The organism is Leptotrichia sp. oral taxon 221, assembly GCF_018128245.1.
Classification (GTDB): Bacteria; Fusobacteriota; Fusobacteriia; order Fusobacteriales; family Leptotrichiaceae; genus JABCPH02.
Genome location: NZ_CP072378.1, coordinates 1870839 through 1897013 on the forward strand (window position 1 = coordinate 1870839; position 26175 = coordinate 1897013).

At 28.1% G+C, this 26175-nt stretch carries 23 protein-coding genes and 1 pseudogene; 8 read left to right on the top strand and 16 right to left on the bottom strand.

What is annotated here, in order from left to right; all coding sequences use genetic code 11:
* Positions 1-194 precede the first annotated feature (194 nt).
* From J4863_RS08410 to J4863_RS08425, 4 genes are all read right to left on the bottom strand, one after another.
* Positions 195-1403: a PD-(D/E)XK nuclease family protein gene (locus tag J4863_RS08410; protein ID WP_211618291.1), complete on the bottom strand. Its 1209-nt coding sequence runs from the start codon at positions 1401-1403 to the stop codon at positions 195-197.
* Between the two features lie 37 nt (positions 1404-1440).
* Positions 1441-2148, bottom strand: a complete 708-nt coding sequence (locus J4863_RS08415) for a hypothetical protein (protein ID WP_211618292.1) — start codon at positions 2146-2148, stop codon at positions 1441-1443.
* 24 nt (positions 2149-2172) lie between these two features.
* The gene (locus tag J4863_RS08420; RefSeq protein WP_211618293.1) at positions 2173-3114 is read right to left on the bottom strand and encodes a YafY family protein; all 942 of its coding nucleotides are present in this window, start codon (positions 3112-3114) and stop codon (positions 2173-2175) included.
* 74 nt (positions 3115-3188) lie between these two features.
* Positions 3189-4319 carry a hypothetical protein gene (locus J4863_RS08425; RefSeq protein WP_211618294.1) on the bottom strand — a complete coding sequence of 377 codons (1131 nt, stop codon included), beginning with the start codon at positions 4317-4319 and terminating at the stop codon, positions 3189-3191.
* Between the two features lie 221 nt (positions 4320-4540).
* Here J4863_RS08425 and fucO point away from each other — a divergent pair, with 221 nt between their 5' ends.
* The 3 genes from fucO (at position 4541) to J4863_RS08440 (ending at position 8097) form a co-directional block, all read left to right on the top strand.
* Positions 4541-5689, top strand: coding sequence for a lactaldehyde reductase (gene fucO / locus J4863_RS08430; RefSeq protein ID WP_211618295.1), 1149 nt, complete (start codon positions 4541-4543; stop codon positions 5687-5689).
* Between the two features lie 308 nt (positions 5690-5997).
* Positions 5998-6786, top strand: coding sequence for a PhzF family phenazine biosynthesis protein (locus tag J4863_RS08435; protein ID WP_211618296.1), 789 nt, complete (start codon positions 5998-6000; stop codon positions 6784-6786).
* A 72-nt stretch (positions 6787-6858) separates the two neighbouring features.
* The gene (locus J4863_RS08440; RefSeq protein ID WP_211618297.1) at positions 6859-8097 is read left to right on the top strand and encodes an MFS transporter; all 1239 of its coding nucleotides are present in this window, start codon (positions 6859-6861) and stop codon (positions 8095-8097) included.
* A 20-nt stretch (positions 8098-8117) separates the two neighbouring features.
* On the opposite strand, the gene J4863_RS08445 is transcribed toward J4863_RS08440, so the two are convergent.
* Together J4863_RS08445 and J4863_RS08450 are read right to left on the bottom strand one after the other, a co-directional pair.
* On the bottom strand, positions 8118-8876 hold the full coding sequence (locus J4863_RS08445) for a formate/nitrite transporter family protein (RefSeq protein WP_249111519.1): 759 nt from the start codon (positions 8874-8876) through the stop codon (positions 8118-8120).
* A 326-nt stretch (positions 8877-9202) separates the two neighbouring features.
* On the bottom strand, positions 9203-9463 hold the full coding sequence (locus J4863_RS08450; RefSeq protein ID WP_211618298.1) for a hypothetical protein: 261 nt from the start codon (positions 9461-9463) through the stop codon (positions 9203-9205).
* Between the two features lie 279 nt (positions 9464-9742).
* On the opposite strand from J4863_RS08450, the gene J4863_RS08455 reads away from it, so the two are divergent.
* The 3 genes from J4863_RS08455 to epsC all read left to right on the top strand — a co-directional run bounded on the left by J4863_RS08455 (position 9743) and on the right by epsC (position 13185).
* On the top strand, positions 9743-11437 hold the full coding sequence (locus J4863_RS08455; protein WP_211618299.1) for a M3 family oligoendopeptidase: 1695 nt from the start codon (positions 9743-9745) through the stop codon (positions 11435-11437).
* Positions 11438-11572: 135 nt separating this feature from the next.
* Positions 11573-12490 (top strand): cysteine synthase A, encoded by a 918-nt coding sequence (gene cysK, locus J4863_RS08460; protein ID WP_211618300.1) that lies wholly within the window; start codon positions 11573-11575, stop codon positions 12488-12490.
* Positions 12491-12630: 140 nt separating this feature from the next.
* Complete coding sequence (gene epsC / locus J4863_RS08465; RefSeq protein ID WP_249111594.1) at positions 12631-13185, top strand: serine O-acetyltransferase EpsC; 555 nt, start codon at positions 12631-12633, stop codon at positions 13183-13185.
* Between the two features lie 85 nt (positions 13186-13270).
* Here the strand turns inward: epsC and J4863_RS08470 are convergent, their stop codons facing one another.
* The 8 genes and pseudogenes from J4863_RS08470 to J4863_RS08505 all read right to left on the bottom strand — a co-directional run bounded on the left by J4863_RS08470 (position 13271) and on the right by J4863_RS08505 (position 22771).
* Complete coding sequence (locus tag J4863_RS08470) at positions 13271-13975, bottom strand: MliC family protein (protein ID WP_211618302.1); 705 nt, start codon at positions 13973-13975, stop codon at positions 13271-13273.
* Positions 13976-14233: 258 nt separating this feature from the next.
* A complete protein-coding gene (locus J4863_RS08475) occupies positions 14234-15481 on the bottom strand; it encodes a dicarboxylate/amino acid:cation symporter (RefSeq protein ID WP_211618303.1) in 1248 nt (415 codons plus the stop codon).
* Positions 15482-15852: 371 nt separating this feature from the next.
* Entirely contained in the window at positions 15853-17511 is a 1659-nt protein-coding gene (locus J4863_RS08480) for a bifunctional UDP-sugar hydrolase/5'-nucleotidase (protein ID WP_211618304.1), read from the bottom strand.
* Between the two features lie 27 nt (positions 17512-17538).
* Positions 17539-17904, bottom strand: coding sequence for a MazG nucleotide pyrophosphohydrolase domain-containing protein (locus tag J4863_RS08485; RefSeq protein ID WP_211618305.1), 366 nt, complete (start codon positions 17902-17904; stop codon positions 17539-17541).
* Positions 17905-18096: 192 nt separating this feature from the next.
* Positions 18097-19164 (bottom strand): RNA-guided endonuclease TnpB family protein, encoded by a 1068-nt coding sequence (locus J4863_RS08490; protein ID WP_211618306.1) that lies wholly within the window; start codon positions 19162-19164, stop codon positions 18097-18099.
* A pseudogene (locus tag J4863_RS08495) lies at positions 19151-19468 on the bottom strand (recombinase family protein); the annotation flags it as partial. The pseudogene J4863_RS08495 and the gene J4863_RS08490, both read right to left, overlap by 14 nt.
* A gap of 223 nt (positions 19469-19691) precedes the next feature.
* Complete coding sequence (gene nadN / locus J4863_RS08500; RefSeq protein WP_211618308.1) at positions 19692-21485, bottom strand: NAD nucleotidase; 1794 nt, start codon at positions 21483-21485, stop codon at positions 19692-19694.
* 623 nt (positions 21486-22108) lie between these two features.
* Positions 22109-22771 carry a metalloregulator ArsR/SmtB family transcription factor gene (locus J4863_RS08505; protein WP_211618309.1) on the bottom strand — a complete coding sequence of 221 codons (663 nt, stop codon included), beginning with the start codon at positions 22769-22771 and terminating at the stop codon, positions 22109-22111.
* A gap of 331 nt (positions 22772-23102) precedes the next feature.
* Here J4863_RS08505 and trxA point away from each other — a divergent pair, with 331 nt between their 5' ends.
* Positions 23103-23414: a thioredoxin gene (gene trxA, locus J4863_RS08510; RefSeq protein WP_211618310.1), complete on the top strand. Its 312-nt coding sequence runs from the start codon at positions 23103-23105 to the stop codon at positions 23412-23414.
* A gap of 174 nt (positions 23415-23588) precedes the next feature.
* Complete coding sequence (gene trxB, locus J4863_RS08515) at positions 23589-24512, top strand: thioredoxin-disulfide reductase (RefSeq protein WP_211618311.1); 924 nt, start codon at positions 23589-23591, stop codon at positions 24510-24512.
* Between the two features lie 141 nt (positions 24513-24653).
* On the opposite strand, the gene J4863_RS08520 is transcribed toward trxB, so the two are convergent.
* Positions 24654-25472: a Cof-type HAD-IIB family hydrolase gene (locus J4863_RS08520; protein ID WP_211618312.1), complete on the bottom strand. Its 819-nt coding sequence runs from the start codon at positions 25470-25472 to the stop codon at positions 24654-24656.
* A gap of 47 nt (positions 25473-25519) precedes the next feature.
* A complete protein-coding gene (locus J4863_RS08525; RefSeq protein ID WP_211618313.1) occupies positions 25520-26080 on the bottom strand; it encodes a hypothetical protein in 561 nt (186 codons plus the stop codon).
* Positions 26081-26175 lie beyond the last annotated feature (95 nt).

Genomic DNA, 26175 nt, shown 5'->3' on the forward strand with positions numbered 1-26175 from the left:
ATTTAAAAAAATTCTAAAGCAGGTTTTATTCTTTATTTTTTACTTGTAAAAGGTAAACTTTCTTTTAAAAAACAGAAACTAAATTTTATTCATTTGCTGTTAAGAAGTCAAAATTTTATTGTCAATTTTCTTTTTAGCCATAACAAAAACCTCCAAATATTATATAGTTATTTTATCATATATTATTTAGAGATTTACACAAAAATTTTTACACACCCTTTTAACAAAAGATTTAAAGCATATTGAAGGATTTTTATTTTATCTTTACAATCATCAATATTTTCAAATTCTAAATATCCTACTGTCATATACTGACCTGCTCTAAAATATTTTTTCTGAAACTTTTCATTTTTTAGTATATTTTTGAATTTTTTTATATTTTCTGGTTTATTTTCGCATTTTAGTATATCTTTCGACTCATTTTCTAATTTATTTTTTAATTTAGAAAAAAGTTCCTTACGTTTTTCGGAAGCAATTGTTACTTTCTTTTCGAAATCTTCTTTTGAAAGTTCTTTATTATTTTTATTTTTTTTAGGAACTGAATATTTTATTGCAATTATATTTTTCTGATTATATTGTTCTATTTGTAAATAAATATCTTCATCAGAAGTTTCTGTTAATTTATTAATTTTTTCTTCACTTAAAGGAAACCACCACATTCCCATAAATCCACCTGATGAGTTATTCACATAACCCCAACTACAATCTTTTTGTCTTCCAATAGCATGTTCTAATAAATTTTTTTCGTTTTTTAATTCTTTAAAAAATCCGATATAACAGTTTGAATTCCAGTCTTCCAAGTTCTTTTTTTCATATGAATTTACATCTGTTTCTATATTGCTCAAATAATTATGATAATTTTCAAATATTGAATTATTAATCTTATCCTTGTATTCTTTTAATAATTCTAGGATGTTTTCTCTTCCTAATATTACATTCACACCATTCTCTTTTAATCTTTCCGTATTATCTTCATCGTATATTTTATAATAAACTACTTTTATTTTAGCCCTACTTCCATTATCTTTTTCATTTTTTTCAGATATTAATTCTCTATATCTCTCAATCTGATTGCTATGTAAACCTATTCCCACTTTATCTTCTATTATTACATACATGTCTACTATTGGATTTATATTATTCCCTTTAGTTATAAATTCTGTTTTATTCTGAATTTCCAATAGTACGTCTATTTTCTGATATTGTCTTTTTATATTCACTTTCCTATCTTCGAGCTTTTCACCTAACATTTTTTCAATAAATTCAGTTGCAAGTGATTTTAATTTTTTTTCATCTTCTGATAAACTATTGTCATCAAAATTTACCCAGTTACATAACCAACATATAAAAGCATCCTGTGACAGCTCTGACGTTGCAAAATTAAAAATATTGTTTCTTTCCATTTTAAATCCCTTCTTTCTATAATATTAATTAATTTATTTATTTAACTGAATCTTCCACAATGTAAGCAATAATATTTATGAAATTTTCATTTTCTGGATATATTTGCAGTCCCCAAAGAAATGCCCGCTCATTAAGAATATTAGTCATTATTTTAGCAATCTCTTTTATCTGAGTCAATTCGATATTTTTTCCTGCTGTTATATTCAAAAATATTTTATAAGTTTTATTTTTATCAAAAGTTTCCAGCTTTAGTTTTAGGTTTTGCAAGAAATCATCAAAAGTTTCTAAATTTCCTTTTTCAAAAATTACGAAAGATTTTGAGGTTTTTTGAAATACAGTTTTTAAGTCCGCTAAATCAAGAGTAACCATTCCTTTTGCTGTTAAAGTTTTTGTTATTCCGTTGATTCCATTTTTTAAATCTTCTGAAGATTTGCATTTTATGATAAAGTCTGTTTTTGAATCAAATAGGTCAGTATAGCCATTTTCAATATCGTAAATGCCAGTAAAAATGTCGTTTTTTTCAGTGTTTCTGATTATTTCTAAGGCAAAATTTTTATCATTTTCAAAATATGTATTTAAAATTATCAAAATTACATCTGTATCTTGAAAATTTATTTTTAAATCTTTGTAGTCATTTTTAATTGTAATAATGCTTATATTTTCATGTGTAATTATTTCTTTCTCAATAGTGCTTAGAGCTGTTTCTCCTAAACTTATAATTTTTATTTTTGGTATTTTTTCCATAAATTTTCTCCTTTTTATAGAAATTTATTTTAAAATTTTGTATTCAATAACGTAATCTCCCTGACTTCGTAGCCACATTTCCGCTCCAAAACTTCCATAAACTTCGATTTTTACAGTATAAACTGTAGTTTCCCGATTATTTTCTTTAACTATTTTTTCATCCAATATTTCTGCAGTTGGAAATTTATCAAGCACATACTCGATATAGCCTCTGTATTTAAATTCTATTCTTGTAAGAGGTCCAGAATGCATAAAATGTATATATTTTCTAAATTCTCCATCTTTAAATTTGTCAGAATAATTTAGGATTTTAAACTTCTTGCCTGTATTTTCTATCTTTTTCATTCTATCAATTCTAAAAATTGCAGGATATTCTTCTTTATTTTCAATATATCCAATTAGATAAAAATAATATTCAGAAAACATTATTGATAGTGGCTTTATTCTGTATTCTTTATATTGTTTATCTTTTTTTGTATAATTTAAATGCACCCATTCTTGGTTTTTTATACATTGCGCTAATTTCCAAATGCTTTCGAGTAGTTTCTGTCCATGCTGTAAAGGAATATAATTCGCCTTTTCACTATTTATCAAATTTTTTATTATCTCCCTATCGTTTATTGAGGAATTGTTAACTAGTTTCGTTATTAATTTTTCAGTTTCTTCTTTATTAAAAGCCCGACTTTCAAGGATAATTTTACTTATAGCCAAAAGTTCTTCGTTTGTAAAAGCTATCTTGTCATTCTTTTCAAGATAATAACCTTTTTTTGAACTAGAATATTTTATATCCGATTCACCTTCTTCAAAAAAATAATTCCTCAAAGTAGCTATATCTCGTTGTATCGTTTTTTTATCAACTTTAAATTCATTAGCTAAATCACTTCTATTCACTATCTCTTTTTGATTCAACCTTTTCATTATTTTTAATATTCTAATCGATTTTTCCTCAGAATTTTTATTTTTCATGATTAAGATTAAGCCTTTCTAAAAAATTCTTCTCAACGTTTTAATTATACCTTGATTTGTCACTTTTTCAAAATTTAAAACTTTTTCCTAATTTTTCTATTACTTCGAAATCTTTTCTTTAATCTCTTTTCTTCAAAATATTCTACATATTCCTCTCTTATGTCTCTACAATTTTTCATTTTATTAAATTTCTCAATTTTTTCCGTTATTTTATCAACCATTTTTTTTATATCTTTTAATGAACTATCTAGATTTACTGTAAAACACATTAATGGAATTTCATTATTTTCACAATCAATATCTTCATAATTAACTTCCTTAAAATTAGGAAATATATCTTTTAATTCTTTCTGAATTAATTTTATTGTCTTTTCTTCGATTTTATTATCATTAAACCATTTTAACAAAAAATAATTATTTGTTTTTTTATCTTCTGCAATTAAATTTACACAAAAACATTCTATAAAAAATTCATGTTTCAACCATTTTATATAATCAAAACAACGATATACATCATAATCTTCAAATTTTTTATTTATATAACTTTCTAAGACTAAATATAAAGATAAATTTTCGTTAATACTTACACCGAAATTTTTCTTATTTTCTTGTTTGATTTGATTGTAATAACTGTCAAAAATACTGTCATCAATATATTTTTTTGAATTTTCAAATAAAGTTAAAAATTTTTCTTTATCGTATAAAATACTTATTTCTTCTACTTCTTCCTTTTCATACCTAGAAATTAAATCAGATGAAAAATGAACAATTTTTACATTATTCTCTTCGTTTTCTTTTAAATTCTCATATTTTTTTAATAATTTAATTAATTTCCCATTGTATTCATTAAAATCTTTTGAATATTCATAATAACTAAAATCTCTGAAATATATATATTTTCTGTTTCCATTTTGATTCCTATTTAAAATTAACAAAATCGGACAATTACCTAAAATTCTATCAATAAAGGTTCTATTTTCAGAATAATAATTTTTATTTGAAAAATGTATCTCAATATCTTCTGTAGTTAACTTTTCTCCTAAAATTTCCTCAATAAATTTTTTTGCCATATTTTTTAAAGCCACCTTACTGCTATTATTTGTAGTCTCAACATTTAACCATTTTATCATCCAATATAAAAAAATATCGGTATCAAACTCAGCGTTATAAAAAGCATCATTTTTAACTAATTTTACATTACTCATTTTCCCCATCTCCTCAACTTTATTTTTGTTATCTAATTATACTTTTTATATGAGACATATTTTGTCCCTTTAGAATAAAAATTTATTTTTTTAAAATTTTATAACTACAATATCAAATGCAACATTCTTTTTATCTTGACAACAATAATTTTCGAGATACAATTATATCAGAAAGAGAAAAAAATAATTAATATTTCTATAATAAAAGGAAGTGACTTGTTATGGTAAACCGTATCATTTTAAATGAAGTATCTTATCATGGATTTGGAGCAATTGAATCTATTCCAGGTGAAGTGGAAAAAAATAAATTCAAAAAAGCTTTTATTTGTACAGATCCTGGATTAATTAAAGCTGGAGCAGCTAAAAAAATTACTGATATACTTGATAAAGCTAATTTGAAATATTTAATATTTTCTGATGTTCAACAAAATCCTACGATTGAAAATGTAAAAGCTGGAGTTGAAAAATTTAAAGAAAGTGGTGCAGATTATATTATTGCAATTGGTGGAGGTTCTGCTATGGATTGTGCCAAAGCTGTAGCAATTATTATAAATAATCCTGAATTTTCTGATGTTCGAAGTCTTGAAGGAGTTGCAGATACAAAAAATAAATGCGTTCCAATAATCGCAGTTGCAACTACAGCTGGAACAGCTGCCGAAGTTACAATAAATTATGTTATAACTGATGTTGAAAAAAATAGAAAATTTGTCTGTGTTGACCCACACGATATGCCAATAGTTGCGATAGTTGATCCAGGAATGATGATGACAATGCCAAAAGAATTGACAGCTGCAACTGGACTTGATGCACTAACTCATGCAATCGAAGGATTTACAACAAAAGCTGCTTGGGAAATGACTGACATGTTCCATTTAAAAGCAATTGAATTAATAGCAAAATATTTGAGAAAAGCTGTGGAAAATGACGAAGAAGCTAAAGAAAAAATGGCTCTTGCCTCATATTTAGCAGGAATGGGATTCTCAAATGTAGGACTTGGAATTGTACACTCAATGGCTCATCCTCTAGGAGCATTTTACGGAACTCCGCACGGTGTTGCAAACGCTATAATTTTACCAACTGTAATGGAATACAATGCTGAATATACAGGGGAAAAATTTAGAGAAATAGCAAAAGCTTTTGGAATAAAACATACTAAAAAAATGGCTCCCGAAGAATATAGAAAAGCAGCAGTAGAGGCTGTAAGACAATTGGCACATGACGTAAATATTCCTGAAAATTTAAAGGGAATAATGGATATAAAAGATTTAGATTTTATCGCTGAATCAGCTTTGAATGATGTTTGTACTGGCGGAAATCCACGAGATACAAACTTGGAAGAAATAAAAAAACTTTATAAAAAATTGTTGTAATTTACAAAAAAACTCCATTCGTTTTAGAGTGGAGTTTTCTATTAATTTTAATTTCTAAATTTGAATATTTAATTTTCTTAAAATTCAAGTTTATTTAATAAATTCTAAAAATTCTTTTACTTGTTTTTTCAATATTTCTTTATGATATTCCTGTTTCCTCCCATTGCAATTCCTCAATTGTGATTTATAACATTGTAAGTGAAAATTCATTTAAACCTTGAATTTTTTCCCATTTTACTATACAATATTCTGAAGTATTCAAAACTAATTTTTTAAATTTTATTTCAAAATAAACAGAAAGGAAAAATATGAAACAATATGTTGTAGATGCCTTTGCAGACACTGTTTTCAAAGGGAATCCTGCTGCTGTGTGTATTATGGATTCTTGGATAGATGACGACTTGATGCTTTCGATTACTAGAGAGAATAATTTGTCAGAGACGGCTTTTGCTGTGAAGGAAAATAAAAAATATAGATTGCGTTGGTTCACGCCTGGCGGAGAAATCGACCTTTGTGGACATGCTACTTTGGCTACAGCTTTTGTGATAACTAATTTTTATGAAAAAAATATTGATAAAATCGTGTTTGACACATTGAGTGGCGATTTAACTGTTCATAAAAAAGGAGAATTATTTGAATTGAATTTTCCTTCTTACGACTTAAAATCTGTTGAAATTACGGAAGAAATAATTGATGCGATTGGAGTTAAACCACTAGAAGTCTTTATTGACAGGGATTTAGTTTGTGTTTTAGAAAATTCGGAACTTGTGGAAAAGTTTGAGCCAAATTTGGAAAAAATTAAATTGCTTGATGGACTTCTTTTACACATTACGGCTAAAGCTGATGAAAACTCAGAATTTGATTGTATTTCTCGTTCCTTTGCACCAAAATTGGATGTTGCCGAAGATCCTGTTTGTGGCTCTGGACATTGTCATCTTGTACCACTTTGGTCAGATAAATTGGGAAAAAATGAAATTGTCGCATTTCAAGCTTCCAAACGGACAGGAATTCTTTATTGCAAATTAGATAGAGAAAAAAATCGAGTTTCATTGAGTGGAAAAGCTGTATTATTTGCAGTTTCAGAAATTTTTATTTAAAAAATTAACGACGTCTTTTTACTTTTTTTGTGACAGACAAAAAAGAAAAATTATTTTAGGAGGAAAAAATTTATGACATCAACAAAAAAAGTTAATTTTCATTCTTTTTTTCAAAATAATATAAATAGAATGATATTTTTAATGTTTTTTTGTGTATTTTTATACAATCTTGGACATCCAGCCACGCCAGCATTAATCGAACTTAGAAACTGGAAAAAGAGTATTTCTGGAGTTTTATTAGCTCTTATGAGTTGCTCGATGTTCATTTCATCACCATATTTGGGATCTTTAGCTGATCACGTTGGAATGAAAAAAATCTTTAAATTTATGCCATTAATTTATGGTTCAGCACAGTTAATCTTTGGATTCTCACCGTATTTATCATTTATTTATTTAGCACGAATTATATCAGGATTCGCTTCTGGAGGAACTTATGCAGTCGCATTCGGATATGTTAGCCAAATTTCTTCAAAAGAAGAAAAAGCTAAAAACATCGCAAAAGTAAGTTCTGCCGCTATTATCGGTGGTGCAATCGGTCAAAAAGTTGGAGGATTAGTCGCATTAATTGATCCGCGATATTCATTTGGATTACAGTTCATTTGTGGAATTATCGCATTTTTACTAATTTTTATTATAATGAAAGAGATTAAAAGCGATAAATTTGAAGAAAATTCAACTGGAAAAACAAACGAGAAAAAAAATCTAAATCCTTTTTCAACATTTACTTATATCAAGGAATTAGATCCCTTCTCTAAATTTTTCTGCTTTATAATTTTTCTAACAGGAATTGGAATTTACACTTTTGGAAGCTCTATAAACTACTTTTTAAAATTTTATGTAAAAGTTTCTTCAAATACAATCGGAACATTTGTAATGTTTTCATCGCTTACTGCCTTTTTTGGAACAAGTGTTTTATTAAGTTTTTTATTAAAAAAATACAAAGAACTTTTACTTTACAAAGCATTACTTTTTATCGGAATCATGCTAATGGGAATTATTTTATTCAGATTAAATTCGCACGGATTAAATTTAACGCTCCCATCATACATTTTAATGGCTTTGTACACAATGACTTACGAAATCGTAAAATCACTTGGAAATACAATTATTGCAAAAAATTACAAATATGAGCAAGGTAAAATTTTAGGTGTTGCTTCAGCTGTGAGCTTTTTAGGAAATGCTGTTGGATCACTTTTATCAGGCTACATTTTATCAATTAATAGCTTTTTACCATTTATCGTAAACATTGTTGTAATTTCAATTGTCTTAATTTTACTAATTATTTTCCATCCAAAAATGAGATTAGCCTAAATTGGTTAATCTCATTTTTTCTATTTTTTCTTTTTTCCAATAACGTAATAAGCAAATCCAATAAATGATCCACCTACAATATTTCCTAACGTTACAAACAACAAGTTATACGCAAATCCTGATAAAGTAACTTTTGTCCCATCAATCAAAGCTCCAATTGTTAAAAGTGTCATATTAGCCACGCTATGCTCAAATCCTGCTGTGATAAACACAAATAGACACCAGAAAACCATAATTAATTTTGCAGTTTCTTCTTTTAATTTTATTCCAGCAAGTACTGCTAAACATACAAGGAAATTACACAAAATCCCTCTAAAAAATAACTGTCCAGCTGGTGCTGTAATTTTACTAACACTTCCTTTTACAATTGCTGCTGCTATTGGTTGAGAAGCAACTCCCGAATAAAAGAACAAAGCTCCACCAATAATCGAACCAATTAAATTCCCAATATACGAACTTACCCACATTTCAATTAAATCTTTTCCAGTTATTGCTTTATTCAAAAAACCTGCCATTCCAACCATATTATTCCCTGTAAATAACTCTGTTCCTAAAGCCACTACCAAACTCAATGCTACAGGAAATGCTACTCCCATTACTATTTTACTAGCTGGATTCCCTGCCATAAGACCTGCTATCACAAAAATAAGCATAATTCCAAATCCTATAAACAGTCCAGCCAATCCTGCTGACATCAAATATTTTAATCTACTTTCACGCAACAACTCAATTTTCTTTTTCGCTGCTCCTGAAATACTCGCTAATGTATCCTCGTGCATAATCTCTCTCCTTTAATAAAATTATTTTTTTCACTAAATTGAGTAAAAACTAATTTATAATTATTACATACTTTTAAAAATTTGTAAATTATTTTTTTTCATTTGCTCACAGAATAATTTGGTTATCTAAATATAATTTCCGACTTTTTCTTAATTTAAAAATCCTACAACTAAAATCTTCAATACCTCTAAAATAACTAAAAAAGAATTCTTCACAAACCAAAAAAGAGAAACCAAACAATTTCTCTTCTACTCTTAATTAATTGATATTTTACTTATTTTCATTATATTTTGATTGATACAATAACTAATTACTTATAATTCTTTTATTTTGGTAATTTACAAATTCCAGGTTTTACTTCTGCTTTTGGAGCTGGAACTCCACAAGTTGATGATGCAGGTTTTTCCACTTTTGCTGGTTTTGCTGCTGTTTTTTGAACTACTTTTTTTGGTGCAACCTTTTTAGGTGTTACTTTTTTAGCAACTGTTTTTTTTGTAACTCTGTTTCTTCTAGTAGTTTTCGCATTCGCAACAGAAAATGTCATCATCATCATTGCCAATACTGATAAAGTCAATACTTTTTTCATATCTTCCTCCAAATTTTTTTAATTTTCTTTTTGATTATTCTAACATTTTTCTCTTTATTTTCTATTTGGAATTTTTTTATTTTCACATACTATGAATTTATAAGATTCCATATTATTTTTTTGGAATAAGTAACAAAAATATTCAATAAAAATCAACTTTCATACTCTTTTTCATAACAAACAAAAAGAATTCTAAAAAAAATTGTAATCTTTTCTCAAATAGGATATAATCAAACTATCAAAAAGAAAGGAGCGATTCTATTTAAGAATCAAAATAATATGAAATTTAATGACTATAAATATGAAAAAATTAACATTGATGAAACAAAAGAAAAATTTTCAAATTTAATTAAGAGTTTTTCTGATGCAGAAAACCTTGAAGAACAAACAAAATATATGGATGAAATTATTAAGTTGAGAAATCATATTGAGACAATGGAAACATTAGTATCAATTAGACATAGTATTGACACGACTGATGAATTTTACGATAAAGAAAATGAGTATGTGGATGAAATTTCACCTATTTTATTTGGATTTATTTCTGAATTTTACAAAGCATTAGTAAATTCAAAATTTAGAGCTGATCTTGAGAAAAAATATGGAAAATTTTTATTCGATTTAGCTGAAAATACATTGAAAACTTTTAATGAAGAAATTATTCCTGATTTGCAAGAGGAAAATAGACTTTCTAGTAAATATAGCAAATTAATTGCAAGTGCAAAAATTCAATTTGATGGAGAGGAAAAAAATCTTTCTGAAATGGTTCCTTACACGCAATCAAAAGATAGAAATGTTAGAATTGAAGCGAGTAAAAAAGTAGCTCATTTCTTTAAAGAGAATAAAGATAAGTTTGATAAAATTTATGATGGTCTTGTAAAAGTTAGAACTACAATTGCACAAAAATTAGGATACAAAAATTATGTTGAATTGGGATATGCACGACTTTCTAGACTTGAATATGATTCTGAAATGGTAGCTTCATACAGAAAACAAGTTTTAGAAAATATTGTTCCTCTTCATACAGAACTTAGACAAAGACAAGCAAAAAGACTTGGTCTAGATAAATTAAAATTTTATGATGAGCCAATTAAATTTAATTCTGGGAATGCTGATCCACATGGAGATCCTGAATGGATTTTGAATCATGGAAAAACTATGTACAATGAACTTTCAAAAGAAACTGCTGAATTTTTCTCGTTTATGACAGAAAAAAATCTTTTGGACTTATTGTCTAAAAAAGGTAAAATGAGTGGTGGTTATTGTACTTACATTCCTGAATATAAATCGCCTTACATTTTTGCTAATTTTAATGGGACTTCTCACGATGTGGATGTTTTAACACACGAAGCTGGACATGCATTCCAAGTTTACCAAAGTCGTGGATATGAAATTCCTGAATATTTATGGCCTACTTATGAAGCATGTGAAATTCATTCAATGAGTATGGAATTTTTAACTTGGCCATGGATGGATCTTTTCTTTGAAAATGATGCTGAAAAATATAAATTTATCCATTTGTCGGAAGCTTTACTATTCATTCCATACGGAGTTACTGTGGATGAATTCCAACATTGGGTTTATGAAAATCCAAATGCAACGCCTGACGACCGTAGAGCAAAATGGCTTGAAATTGAGAAAAAATATTTGCCAACTAGAGATTATGGAGAAGTTGATGACTTGAAAGAAGGAATTTTCTGGTTTAGACAAGGACATATTTTTAATTCGCCTTTTTACTACATTGATTACACACTAGCTCAAGTTTGTGCATTCCAATTTTGGATAAAATCTCAAGAAAATCGTGAAAAAGCATGGGACGAATATTTGGCACTTTGTAAATTAGGAGGTAGCAAACCTTTCTTTGAATTAATGAAAGCTGCCAACTTGAAAAATCCATTTGAGCAAGGAACTATTGCTTCTGTAATTCCTAAAATTAGAGAGTTTTTAGAAAGTATTGACGATATGAAATTATAATTATTAAATCAATAATAATATATCTTATTTATATCACTATTAGATATTTATATAACTAAAACTATTGATTTTTTTTAAATTTATGTTATAATTTTTATGTACAAATAAATTAGAACTAAATATAGGGGGTAACTTATGATTTACGAAAATATTTTAGAACTTATCGGAAATACACCGGTTGTGAAATTAAATTTGAAAGGTCAAGATGAAAATATTGCTGACGTTTATGTAAAATTGGAAAAATTTAATTTAGGGGGAAGTGTTAAGGATCGTGCTGCTTTAGGAATGATTGAAGCTGCTGAAAAAGAAGGGCTTTTAAAACCAGGAGGAACAATCGTTGAACCAACTTCTGGAAATACTGGTATCGCTTTATCATTAATTGGAAAAGCAAAAGGATACAAAGTTATTATTGTAATGCCTGAATCGATGAGTGTTGAAAGAAGAAAATATTTACAAGCATATGGTGCTGAATTAGTATTAACTGACGCTGCAACTGGAATGAAAGGTGCTATTGCCAAAGCTGAAGAAATAGTTGCCGCAAACCCAGGTTATTTCTTACCTCAACAATTTGAAAATCCTGCTAACCCAGAAAAACACTATGAAACAACAGGAAAAGAAATTATCGCTGATTTTGGTACTTCTTTGGATGCTTTCATATCTGGAATTGGAACTGCTGGAACATTAACAGGAGTTGGAAAAAGATTAAGAGAAGAAAGTCCAAATACAAAATTAATCGCTGTTGAGCCAACTAATTCAAACGTATTATCTGGTGGAAATCCTGGAAAACACGTTATTCAAGGAATCGGAGCTGGATTTGTTCCAAAAAACTACGATCCTAAATATGTAGATGAAATTATTCAAATTTCTAATGAAGATGCTATTAAATATGGAGTTGAAGCTGGTAAAGAAGCTGGACTTTTCGTTGGTATCTCTTCAGGAGCTGCAATTGCTGCTGCATTCCAAGTAGCTAAAAAACTTGGAAAAGGTAAAAAAGTTCTTGCAATAGCACCAGATGGTGGAGAAAAATATCTTTCTGTTGAAGCTTATAAATAATTCAAAAATTTTTAAATACTGGCTGTCTTTGTTTATAGGCAGCCATTTTTAACAATAATGTTTTTTATTAATTAAAATTCTAGAACAAAAATAAATTCTGGAATGATAATTTATTTTTTCAAAAAAAATATAAAGGAGGAATTAATATTTTTAAAATAATTAAACTTGAAATGGATAATATTTTGGCAAAAGATCCTGCTGTAAAAAATAAATTTGAAGCATTACTTTATCCTTCTTTACACGCTGTTATAAATCATAGAGCTGCACATTATTTATACAAAAAGAGATTTTTCTTTTTAGCACGGTTAATCTCGCAAATTTCTAGATTTTTCACTGGTATCGAGATTCATCCTGGTGCGACAATTGGAAAGCGAAATCTTTTTGATCACGGAATGGGAATTGTAATTGGAGAAACTGCTGTTATTGGGAATGATTGCACTATTTATCATGGTGTAACATTAGGAGGAATTGCTGGAATTACAGGAAAAAATAAAAAACGACACCCAACTCTTGGAAATAATGTTTCAATTGGAACTGGAGCAAAAATTCTAGGAAATATTACTATTGGAAATAATGCAAAAATTGGTGCTAATTCTGTTGTTTTGAAAGATGTCCCAAATAATGCTGTTGCGGTAGGTATTCCTGCTCGTATCATTACAAAAGATACAGAAGATTATTATATGTGGCATATTTAAAAAAAATTCGGTAAATTTGAAATCACTTTCTAATTTATCGAATTTTCTATTTTATAGTTATCTCTTCTTAATTTTTTCATAAAATTTATTTTCCAAAAGAATAGTCAACTTCCTTAACAGTGAAAACTCCTTCATCAGCTTTTATGTGCAACGATACACCATTTTCATTTTCAAAATATTCACCACTTGCTGCTTTTGCTCTTTTTAATGTATAAGTTTTTCCAGAAAAATCAGTTACTCTCGCAGTATTTTGACCTATAAATTCTACTTTTATTTTGCCTTTAAGATTGTATTCCACTACTTTTGTTACAGGTGTTGCTGTAGGTTTTGCAGCAGTTCCAGCTTTTACGATATCACACGATATATCTTTTCCTCCAACTGTGTAAATAGCATCTTTTCCACTCGAATGAATCGATAATCCTTTTGAATTTGTATAAAGTGCTCCACTCGCAGCTTTTGCCACTTTTAAAGTATAAACCCCATCTTTATTTGTTAATTTTGCTATTTCTCCATCATATTCAACTTTAATTGTTTGACCAGCACAATTAAAATTAGTTACAACTTTTGAGTTTGTTTTCGGTTTTGCAGTAGTTGCTTTTGGAGTATTTGTTGTTGCCTTTTTTGGTGCTGGTGTAGTTTTAGGTTTTGATGTTGGTTTAGGGGCTGTTTTTGATGTTGTAGTCTTTGTTGGCGTTGTTTTTGACGCATCATTTGTTTGTGCTGCAAATCCTGATGCAGAAATTCCCAAAGTAAGTGCTAATATCGTTAATAAAATTTTATTTTTTCTCATCTTAAACTCCTTCTTTCTATTATAAAATCTCATAATTTAATTTACATTCGCTACTCTATTTTAAGGATATTTTACTCTAAAATCCATATTTTTAGATTTGTAATTTATTAGATAGAATACAAAATTACAAAAAAAATCGCTCACTTATAAAAATGAACGATTTTTAATATTTTAAAGTGTACTTTTTACTTTTTATACATAAGAAATTTTACATTACTAATTTATTTGTTTAATATAATAACAGCATAATTTCTATTTTTAACTATTAAATTTTTCCATATCCGTAATTTCATTTTCACTTCTTGCAACAACAATCGTACAAACAGCGTCTCCTGTAATATTTACAACTGTTCTAAACATATCTATTATTCTATCAACACCGATTACCACTCCAATTCCTTCTAATGGCAATCCTGCTTGTTTCAATACTAACGATAACATCAACATTCCTGCTCCTGGTACCCCTGCTGTTCCTACTGAAGCCAATACTGCTGTCAAAATAATTCCTAGATACTGTGTTGGTCCTAAATGAATATTATAAAGGTTAGCTATAAATACTGCTGCAACTCCTTGCATTATCGCAGTTCCATCCATATTTACTGTCGCTCCTAATGGTATTGTGAAAGAACTTATTTCTTCTGAAACACCAAAATTTTCTGATAATGTTTCGATATTTACTGGTATTGTTGCATTACTGCTTGATGTAGAAAATGCTACCGAAATAACTTTTAAGAATTTTTTGAAAAATTTTATAGGGCTCATTTTTGCCATACTTACAAGCATTATTTGATAAACTCCTGTATGAATTACAAATGCTATCAATGTTACTACAACAAATCCTACTAATTTTAGCAATACGTCTACTCCTGTTGATGCAACAACTTTTGAAATTAACGCAAATACACCGATTGGTGCAACTTCCATTATTAATTCAACCATTTTCAATACTAATTCATTTGCTTCCTCTAAAATAACTTTTATATTTTTTACTTTATCTCCCAAAGCTGTAATTGCTACTCCTAACAATAAGAAGAAAATTATAATTGCTAACATTTTTTCTTCAGACATTGCATTTACAATATTTTTGGGAACCATGTCAAGCAATACATTTATTAGTTTATCTTGCTCTGCAACCTTAAATTCACCAACAGGTAATTCACCCATCTTCATTCCTTTACCAACGCCTGTTATCTTAGCTACAAATAATCCTATCGCAACTGCAATCGCTGTCGTAGCAAAATAAAATCCTAAAACTTTTGTTCCAATTCTTCTAAGTTTTTTAATATCTCCTATCGATGCTGCTCCCATTGCTAATGAAACTGAAACTAATGGCACTATCATAACTTTCATTAAGTTAATGAATGCTCCTCCAAAAAATGCAAGAACTGAATCAATTACTACATCTTTTACAAATGGAGTTTTTGAAAAAGGACTCAAAATCAGTCCAAACAAGATACCTAATGCTAATCCAACCATTATTCTTGTTGTTAATCCTAACTTTTTCATAACGTAACTTCTCGGGCATCTTATAATAAAAATTTTCACTATAAATTTACATATTTTCTGAATTCATCTACTCTAAATCTATTTGATCATCAAAACTTTCAAAAATATATAACATTTATTTTTTGAATTTATTTTAATTATAAATGCCCTTCTCCTTTCTTCCGTTTTCTATCTTTTTATCCTTAAATTTTACCTTTTCACGGAAGAAAATTCAAATATATTATATATATAATTCTATAAATATTTATAATACTTAAAATAGTAATTGCCTTTTTAGTTCAATTTTTTAATTCTGTATATTCGAAAAAATATTTTTTAAATTAAAAATATTGCTAAAATTAATTTTTTCATCGATATTTTTCCTTTCTAAATTATAATCCTATAATTTCCCATCTGTCGTGTGATTTTCCATCAATTTTTCCACCTTTTACATTTTTAATGTAATCTATCATCATGCTTTGGATTCTTCCTTTATCTTGTCCCATTTCATCTTTCGATGACCAAACAAGTGGTATATTTTGTCCTTCAAAAATTCCACCTTTTTTAATTAATTGATCAAATCTGTAAGAATTCATTCCTACTTTTAATTTCATATCAGGGGTTATTTTTCTTCCATCAGCTAATTTCAAATCAACAATTTTATTACCTTTTTGATTTCTTAAATCAATTTTATAAGAAACTCCTCCAAAAATATCGAATGTTACATATTTTGATTTCCCTCTAACATCGTTATATCTATAGTTTGTATCACCTTTTTGAATTGTATCAAAGTAATCTGCTGCCCATTCCATATAGTCTTTTAATTGTTTTCCAGTCATTTCATAAACTGAAACATCTCCACCTACATATCTATAATTGTAGGCGATATCTTTTCTCTTAATGTCCCCTTTATCCAATTTTACATTTTCATAATCATATGCAAATGAAACTACATCAGCTTTACTGTAATATTTTTCCACATCTGTAATGAACGATGACATTCCTGTATCCTTCGCAAATGATATTGAAACTCCGTGAATTTTCCCTTGAGGAACCATATCATTTTCTGTTTCTCCTATTTTTTCATTTGCAATTTCACGCAATCTTTCATGATAAGGTTTATAAATTTCTTCTACTTTTTTATCTGCTTCTAAATTTTTAACAGGCGTTGTAGTAGCTGTTTTTCCTAATAATTTTACTTTTTTAGTCTTGTCATTTACATCAAATTTTAAATCTATTTCAGATAAAACAGTTCCGTATCTATGAGGTTCTGTTATCAATACACCATTTATAGTTTCACTCTTAACATCTTGGTGCATATGTCCAGCTACAATCGCATCAATTTCAGGAACTGCATTAGCTAAATCTCTCAACCCTGTTTCAGGAATATTATTTTCATTTTCAATTCCCATATGCGCCACAGCTACAATTGCATCAACTTTTTTAGCCTTCAAGTTTTTCACTTGTTTTTTAGTTTCTTCAATAATTGAAACATATTTATAGTCTTTTAAATTTCCAGTATCTTCCTCAAATTTAGCCGACATTGGTGTTGTCAATCCAATAATTCCAATTTTTACACCATCTTTTTGAATGATCGTAGTTGGTTGCAAATATCTTTTCCCATCTTTATGATACAAATTCGCCGCTAATTTTTTAGCTTTTATATCATTTAAAATTTCATTTAATACAGGCATCCCAAAATTAAATTCATGATTTCCTGGAACAAAAACATCATATTTCATATAATTCAACACTTTTGGAATTGGGTGATTTTTCGCTTCTTCTAAAGTCAATGCAAACAAATCTATCGAATTATCTTGTATCGAATCTCCAACTTCCACCAAAATTACATTTTTATTCTCTTTTCTTCTCTGATTAATCAATGTTGATAATTGTGCATAAGATCCTGATTTATCCTCAGTATCAGACGCATAACTCCAAGGAACTACTCTTCCATGAACATCTGATGTTCCTAATATTTTTACATTCACTTCCTTTGCAAATCCCATCGTTGACAAGGCCAATAATAACGCTGCTATTTTATTTTTCATATAAATTAAAATTTCTCCTCTCAAAATTTACTTCACTTTTTTATACATTTCCCTTGCTTCTTCCAAAGAAAATTCCCTTTTGTATTTTTCTTGATTCAACTTATCTTTCATTAAAAATACTTTTTCCAAGTCAATATCATATTCATTCGCAATTGCAATTATATAGTAAAAAATATCAAATGCCTCTTCTTCAATCGTACCCTTAATACTTTCACCTGTATATCTTGCATTTTTACGAATATTTTCCGCCAATTCACCAAATTCTTCTATCAATTTCAAAACAAGTCTTTGGATATTATCTTTCTTCTCGATTGCCGTTCTCGTATCTTCTTTTTCTTCAAGAGTTCCTAATTCAATATGTTTTATTAAATACTGTGCTTCCTTTAAAGTCATTTTTCCCTCCTGTTAACTAATTCCGATATAAAAAGTCTATAAAAATTAAAATAAACTTTTATTATGTTGATTATCACTAATTCAACTTTCTGTTTCATAAAGTTCTTATCGAATAAAATTGACAAGTTTTTCTAACTCTCCACAGACTTAAATTTCCGTATATCGAACGGTATGTTAATTTTTTATATTGTATTATAACTTGCTTAAATTAAGACTTGCATTATAGTCTCTATCTATTTCAAGACCACAGCAATCGCATTTATATATTCTATCTTTCAATGTTAAATCTTTTTTTATATTTCCACAGTTAGAACATTTTTTACTACTTGGAAAAAATGTATCTGCTAACATAAATTTAATATTTCTTAATTTACATTTATATTCAAGTTGTCTTCTAAATTCATAAAATCCACTTTCAGATATTGCTTTTGATAATCTTTTGTTTTTAAGTATATTAGAAACTCTCAAATACTCAACAACTATTTTACTTGGCTTGGTTTTTACCAAATGTGAAGTTGCTTGATGTATATGATTATTTCTGATATTTTTTTGTCTTCTAAACAATCGCCTAAGCTGTTTTAAAACTTTAATTCTATTAAAACTATTTTTTAAACACTTTGTAAGTTTTCTTTGGTATCTTTTTATTTTCTTGTAAAGTTTTTTTATTGTCAAAGTCTTATTTATATTTGGTATAATTTCATTTTGTGATGTTACTGCAAAATACTTTATTCCTAAATCAATTCCAAGTGTAAAATCATTTAATTGCTCTTTTATACACTCTGTTTCAATAGAAAATGTTAGATACCAATATTTATTGTCATATACAATATACGGATTATAATATTGTTTGGCTTCAGGTAATGGTTCGCTAGTTCTTATTTCTCCTAATTTTTCAGCTTTAAATCCTAAATTTGTTTTTTTCAAGCTCTCATAATTCACATAGAAACGGTCATTTTTGAATTTCTTTTTAAATTTAGGTTTTCCTCTTAACTTTTTGAAATAATCGGAGTATGCTTTCCCACAGTTTTTTATTGCCTGTTTAGGGATATTAGCACTAACTTCTTTTAACCAGCTGTAATTTTCTTGCTTTTTTAACTGCGTTACATATTTTCGCACATCACTCTCTTTAATAAACTTTTGGGAACTATTATTTAAACTAATCATTAGATTATAAGAAAATCTTGCAACACCTGCACATTTTCTAAATAATATTTCTAGTTCAGGAGTTGTTTTTATTCTGATTTTTTTACCTATCAGCATTTTCTTTTACACTCTTTATCAAATTAATTGTTTTTTTTCTTCTTGCTCCATACAGTTTGTTTGCAAAAACAGTTATAATTTGTATTAAATCTTCTGTTAGTTCCTGTTCCTTAGAAATAGTAGAATTATCTACTATTTCTATTTTAGTATCATTAAGTTTGCAAATGTATTCAATTAAATCATAGCCAAATCTTATAAGTCTGTCTTTATATAAGACAATTATTCTGTCAACTTCTCCACATTCAACTAAATTTATCATTTTTAAAAGACCTTCTTTTTTATAATTTGTTCCACTTCCAATATCAGTTTATCTTTTTTTAAAAGGGTGGCTCAACCACCTAGTCGTTGAACCTTCATCATAACTTAACTAGCCTTAGATGATTGGTAACTAAACACCCATTGTAATAGTTAAATACTATGTTATTGATTTTTTATATTTAACGTAATCTTAGGACTATATAAATAATCATAACCAAATCTCAAAAATTTCTAAAATTCAGTTGGGAATCTAATTAAATCATCAAAAATTAATATTTAAATTTAACATTTGAACTTGCTGGTCTTCCTAATTCTTTATGTTTTTGCAAATAATCGATAAATATTTTATCATCTCCTAAATATGTGTTTGTTCCACCTCTTTCAGAAGTAATTTTTCCAAGAGTTGTATATCCATCTTTTCCACCTGCGATATATGAGTTTGTTGCTAACATATATTTTTTGTTTGCATCAATTGGAACCCATTTGTTTGCTTTAAAGTCAAATACTTCTACTTTTGTAACTCTTGTTCCTAATTTTCCATCTTTAGTTGCTTCATATCTAATTCCTGCTCCATAAGGGAATGAACCTGTTGATCCACCTGTTAATGCATAATCAATTGCATCTTCTAATATTTGTTTCATTTCTGCACCAGTTACTTCCAATGTGTAAACTGTGTTTGTTGTAAATGGCAATAATGTGTAAGCTTCATCATAAGTAAAGTCACCTGGTTCAATTGTAATTCTTACATTTCCAGCATTTCCAAGAACAAAATCAACATTTCCAGTTCCTGTATTTCTTAATGTATCTAATTCTGCTTCCATAACCAATGTTGTAGCTAATGAACCTTCAGGATTTTTTGCACTTGGAACTCTGTTTTCAGAACCACCAGGAATCATTTCTTTTATTTTACCAACTGATTTTTTACCTAATTCTGTTTTTTCTTTTTGGTATCTATCTAATAATTTTTGTAAAGTTTCATCATTTTTAACAATTTTTAAGTTTTTATCTTTTTTAATTGCTGCTAAAATTGCTGCTTTTTCTTCTTTACTTGCTTGAACTTTTTTACCTTCAGCATTTTTCACTTCAAACAAATCGTCTCCAAGTAACAATTTTGGTGATGCAACTAATTCTGTAATTACACCTTTTTTATCGAATTTAGCTTTTAATTCCCCAATTAAATATGAATAGTTCCAAGCTTCAGCCACATAAACAGGTTCTCCAGAAGGCGAAGTTATTTTTTTAGGATATTGATCTCCACCTATTTTCAATCCATATTTTTCAAATTCTTTTCCTAATAAGTAGTGAGTATCTCCTGACACAATCAAGTCAATTCCTGAAACTTTTTGTGCAATTTCAACATTTTTTTCATATCCTGCATGTGATAACAAGATAATTTTATTAATTCCTTGATCTTGCAATTCTTTTACATATTTTTTAGCAGCTTCTATTTCATCAATAAATTTAATATCTTTTCCTGGACTAGAAGATTCAACTGTTTTCTTCACAACTTCCATTCCAATAATACCAATTTTTTCTCCACCAACATTTTTAATGATGTAAGGTTTCCATTTTCCTTCTAAAATACTTCCTTTATCTGGAACAACGTTAGATGAAATTACTGGTATTTTCAATGCTGATAAGAATTTTGCCAATACTTCGTTTCCATCGTCAAATTCATGATTTCCTAATGTGAACGCATCAAAATTAATAACATTCATCAATTCTGCATCTGCAATTCCTTTAAACAAAGTATAATACAATGTCCCTGTTACTGCATCTCCTGCATGAAGAATTAAAGTATTTTTATTATTTTTTCTAAAATCTTTGATTTCTTGTCCAACTCTTGGCAATCCTCCGATATCCAAAGTTACATCTTTCCCATCAATTTTCAATGTCATTCTCTCTTGCTCTAAATGAGAGTGATGGTCATTAATATGAGCAACATTCAATTCAAATGGTTGATTATTCGCAACCTTTCTCACATTTTTTCTAGCGTTTTTTCCTGCAGCCTGTAAACTTGTCGCAATCGCAACTGTAAGTCCTAATAAAAATAATTTTTTCATGATTCCTCCTAAAAGTTTCAAATTTTATAATTATAGCTCCTTTATTTCTCTAAAATTTAATAATTTTGCCATAATTATTCTCATACTAATAGTATAACCTAATTTCAAAAAAAAATCACTAAAAAATTACTTTTTAGTGTATGAAAATTTTAGTTAATTATTTTTTTGTTAAAAATACAAATATTGATATTCAACCAAAATATGAACTTGAATATATTAATTAATATTTATTGTCATCTTTATAAAAATCATCTATTATCGAAAATTTATGATTGCATTTCCATATCAAAAATGATATAATATTTTTAAGAAAAACCAGTTAAAAGGTAAATAAAAATAGCGAAAAAGAGACTTCATTCGATTGAATGGAGTCTTTTTTTATGTTATAATTATTCGTTGGTTCGCTACCAACAAACCTTTTAACTGGAGGTGGTAAAAATGAATTGGGATTTAACTGTTTTATTCTTAAGTGGAATGGCAGATTTTCCAAAAAAAAATTACTCACAAACCAACAATTGCGAGTAATTTCTCTAAATAAATAGTATAACTTCCAACATCGAACCGCTTTTCATCGACAAATATATTTTATCATTTATTTGTGTCATTTTTGTGTTTTTTCATTTTTATTTTAATATCTTTTCAAATTTTTCCCAATCATAATAACTTTGATTCAAGCTATAAGCCTTAAATCCCCTCTCATTCAAATATTTTGAAGCCAAATTTGCACTTCCACAATTACGACCTCTACAATAAAGAATTATCTCCTTATTTTTAGGAATCTCATTTATTCTATCTTCAAGAGTCTTCATCGGAATATTTATCGACTTTTCAATATGATTTGAATTAAATTCATCTTCTGGACGCAAATCTATTATTAAAACTTCATCTTTTTTCACCATCTCATAAGCCTTTTCCAACGACAAAGTTTTTGTATTATTGCAACATTCCTCAAATTCCATATGAATTTTTTTAATATCCTCCAATTGCCGCTCTCCAACATCCCTAAGCAAATAAACCAAATCAATTATCTGTGTATTCGAAATTTTATACTCCACAAAATTCCCCTTTTTCTCACAAGAAACCAGCCTTCCATCCTTCAATGTCTGCAAATGTTTTGAAGTATTCGCTATTGTCATACCTGTTTCATTCGAAATATTTTCCACCGTTTTCGGACCTTGTACAAGTAAATCTAAAATCTCAATCCTCTTTTCGCTCGAAAGGCACTTCCCAATTTTAGAAAGTCCATTATACAAATTATTTTTATATTCTTCCAAAATTTTTTTCATTTTTCCTCCTTTCTTTTTCCAAGGAATTTCTATTTTACCTAAATTTATAACTTTAGACAAAAATTTATACATCATCATGAAATTTTTTAAATTTTCTTTTTTTATCAACTGTATTTTCAAAAAAAAGTTTCTAATATTTTTTAGTATATCATATCTTTTCTAAAAATTGTATAAAAAATATTCTTATTGTTTCCCACGAAAAATAGCTAGATTAAAAATTAAAAAAAAACATTGACTTATTTTCAAAAATGTGATACTATTCAACTAATCAATTGAATAGATTAAAAACAATTGATATAAAATGAAAAAATTTAGAAAGCGAGTGATAAAAATGGCAAAAATTTTAGGAAAAGATAATTTTAATGATACAATAGCAAATGGTGTAACTTTGGTAGATTTCTGGGCTGAATGGTGTGGTCCTTGTAGAATGCAATTACCTATTTTGGAAGAAGTTTCTGAAGAAATCGGTGAAAAAGCAACTGTTGGAAAAATAAATGTTGACCACGAATTAGAATTAGCTCAAAGATTTGGAGTTCAAAGTATTCCTACATTGATTTTATTCAAAGATGGAGAAATCGTTGATAAAATGGTAGGAGTTCAAGCTAAAGAAACTTTAGTTGATAAAATTAATAACGCTCTTTAGTCTACTAAAAATCAATAATAATAACAATTATAAAAATGGGAATTAACATTAGTTTAAAATTATTTTTATGATTTTGACTTTTAAAAATTCCCATTTTATCATAGATTCATTTAATTTAAAATTTAAGATTATAAAATTACGACCACTTTTGGAGTGGATAAGAAAGGAGAAATTATGTACGATTCAGTTATTATCGGTTCTGGTCCAGCAGGATTGACAGCTGCAATTTATTTGAGTAGAGCTGGTTTAAAAAATATTGTTATTAATGGTTCTGAACCTGGAGGACAATTAACAACAACTACAGATGTAGAGAATTTTCCTGGATTCCCAAAAGGAATTTTAGGACCTCAATTGGTTGACGACATGAAAACACAGGCAATTAATTTTGGAACAGAATTTTTACAATCGAATGTTTCTAAAATTGATTCTGACTCAAAACCTATTAAAATTCATTTAGAAAATAAAAAAATTATTGAAACAAAAACAGTAATTTTGGCAACTGGAGCGAGTGCACGATATTTGGGAATTGAAAATGAAAAGGAATATATTGGAAGAGGAGTTAGTGCATGTGCGACTTGTGACGGATTCTTCTTTAGAGGAAAAAATATCGTTGTGATTGGTGGAGGAGATACTGCTATGGAAGAGGCTGTCTTTTTGACAAAATTTGCTTCAAATGTAACAATTATTCATAGAAGAAACGAACTTCGAGCTTCTGCTATAATGCAAGAACGTGCTAAAAACAACGAAAAAATTTCTTGGAAATTGAATTATATTCCAAAAAAAGTTGTTGTTGATGGTAACAAAGTTATTGGGATTGAGTTAATTAATAATGAAACTCAGGAAACTGAAACTCTTGAAATTGACGGTATATTCGTAGCAATTGGTAGAACACCTAACACAGCATTTTTAGGGGACAACATCGAATTAGATAAAAATGGTTACATCTTAACAAAAGGAAAATCTTCTGCGACAAATATTCCAGGAATCTTCGCTGCTGGAGATGTTCAAGATAGTAAATACCAACAAGCTATCATTTCTGCTGGAAGTGGTGCAATTGCAGCACTTGACGTGGAACATTACTTAAATGAAAATAATTAATTTACTTCAAACAAAATATCAAAAAATCTATTAAATTTAGAGGTTTTTTAATAAAATTTTTTGAACGAATCTTTCACAAAAAAAGAGACTTTCTCAAGAAATTCTAAATTTCTTAAAAGTTAGTCTCTATTTTTTTATTTCTTATTTTATTTCATAAAAGTGATGAATCACATCGTCTAATGCATCATCGTTATTTTCACGTACTACAAATTTTGATAATTCTTTAATTTCTGGTGTCGCATTTTCAACCGCAACAGGCATTCCAACAGTCTCCAACAATGCTGCATCATTTCCACTATCTCCGACAGCTATCATTTCTTCAGTCGAAATTCCTAACAATTCTCCTAATTTTTTTAAAGTTTTACCTTTATTTACCAAAACATTAGCTACTTCCAAAAATATTGGTTTAGAAGTTGCGATGAAGTATTCATTTCCATATTTTTCTTTCATTCTAACTTCTGCTTTTTTTACTTCTTCTGGCGACCCTAAAATCATGCATTTCGTAGTTCGCTCAATCCCAAATTTATCCAAATCTGCCAATGAATCAATTTTCTCAAATTTCATTCCTGTTAATTCGTATTCAACACCAGTATACTCATTTAGTTCATTCCCATAAATTGTGTCACTTCCGTACAAGATAAAACTCATTCCCATTTCCATTGCTTCGTTATACAACAATTCGATATCCTTTTGGTCAAATCCTTGATGAAAAATTGTTTCATTTGTTGCCAAATCCACAATTTGTCCACCATTAAACGAAATTAAATACCCTCCGTTTTCTTTCATATTCAAAATTTCTGCAAATTTATGCATTGCAAAGGTTGGTCTTCCACTCGCCAAAACAAATTTTACACCTTTTTCTTGAACCTTTCTTATCGCTTCAATATTTTTCTCTGTAACCTGATGGCTATCATTCAAAAGAGTCCCATCCATATCCGTAGCAATCAATTTATATTCCATTTTTCCTCCCTATTTTATAATTTTATTTCACATTTTTTGATAACCAATTATTTTTTTATCATTTCTAAAGGAATACTCGCATCATCCTTCAAAACTCGTTCTTGCTCATACAAAGGCTTGATTTCATCCAACAAAAGTAATCTTCCTAATTTTTTAGAATACTTTCCATTATATTTTTCCAAATACAAGTAATTATCAGTTCTCTCACCATTTTTTTTCACAAAAACATTGTAAACATCAATAGCAGGTCTTTGACCATAATTTCCATACGAAATCAACAAATCCATATTTTTGCTAATCTTTTTAAAATAATTTCCTTTTACTTCTGTAATTTCTCCATCTTTTAAAAAACACTGTCTTACGCTTCCGTCCTTCAATTTCCATTCACCAGCAGGTTTTCCGTTCACATCATAATGTCCAATATAAGTTTTTCCTTCAACTTTTTTCAAATTTTCTGACACTTTACAAGAATAATTTTTAGATTCTTCCATTTTTTTTATCAATCTTTTATCTTCTCTCGTAATTGTACCATTTTCAAATATTTTTGCTGTTCCACCAAAAATAGATAAACTCATAAGTCCTACACATCCTAAAATTAATTTTTTCATAATCTCCCTCTTTTTCTTTTCCTAAACACTAAAAATAATCATAAAAAACAAATTATATTTTCCAACCCAATTATATCATAAAAAATAGAAAAAGG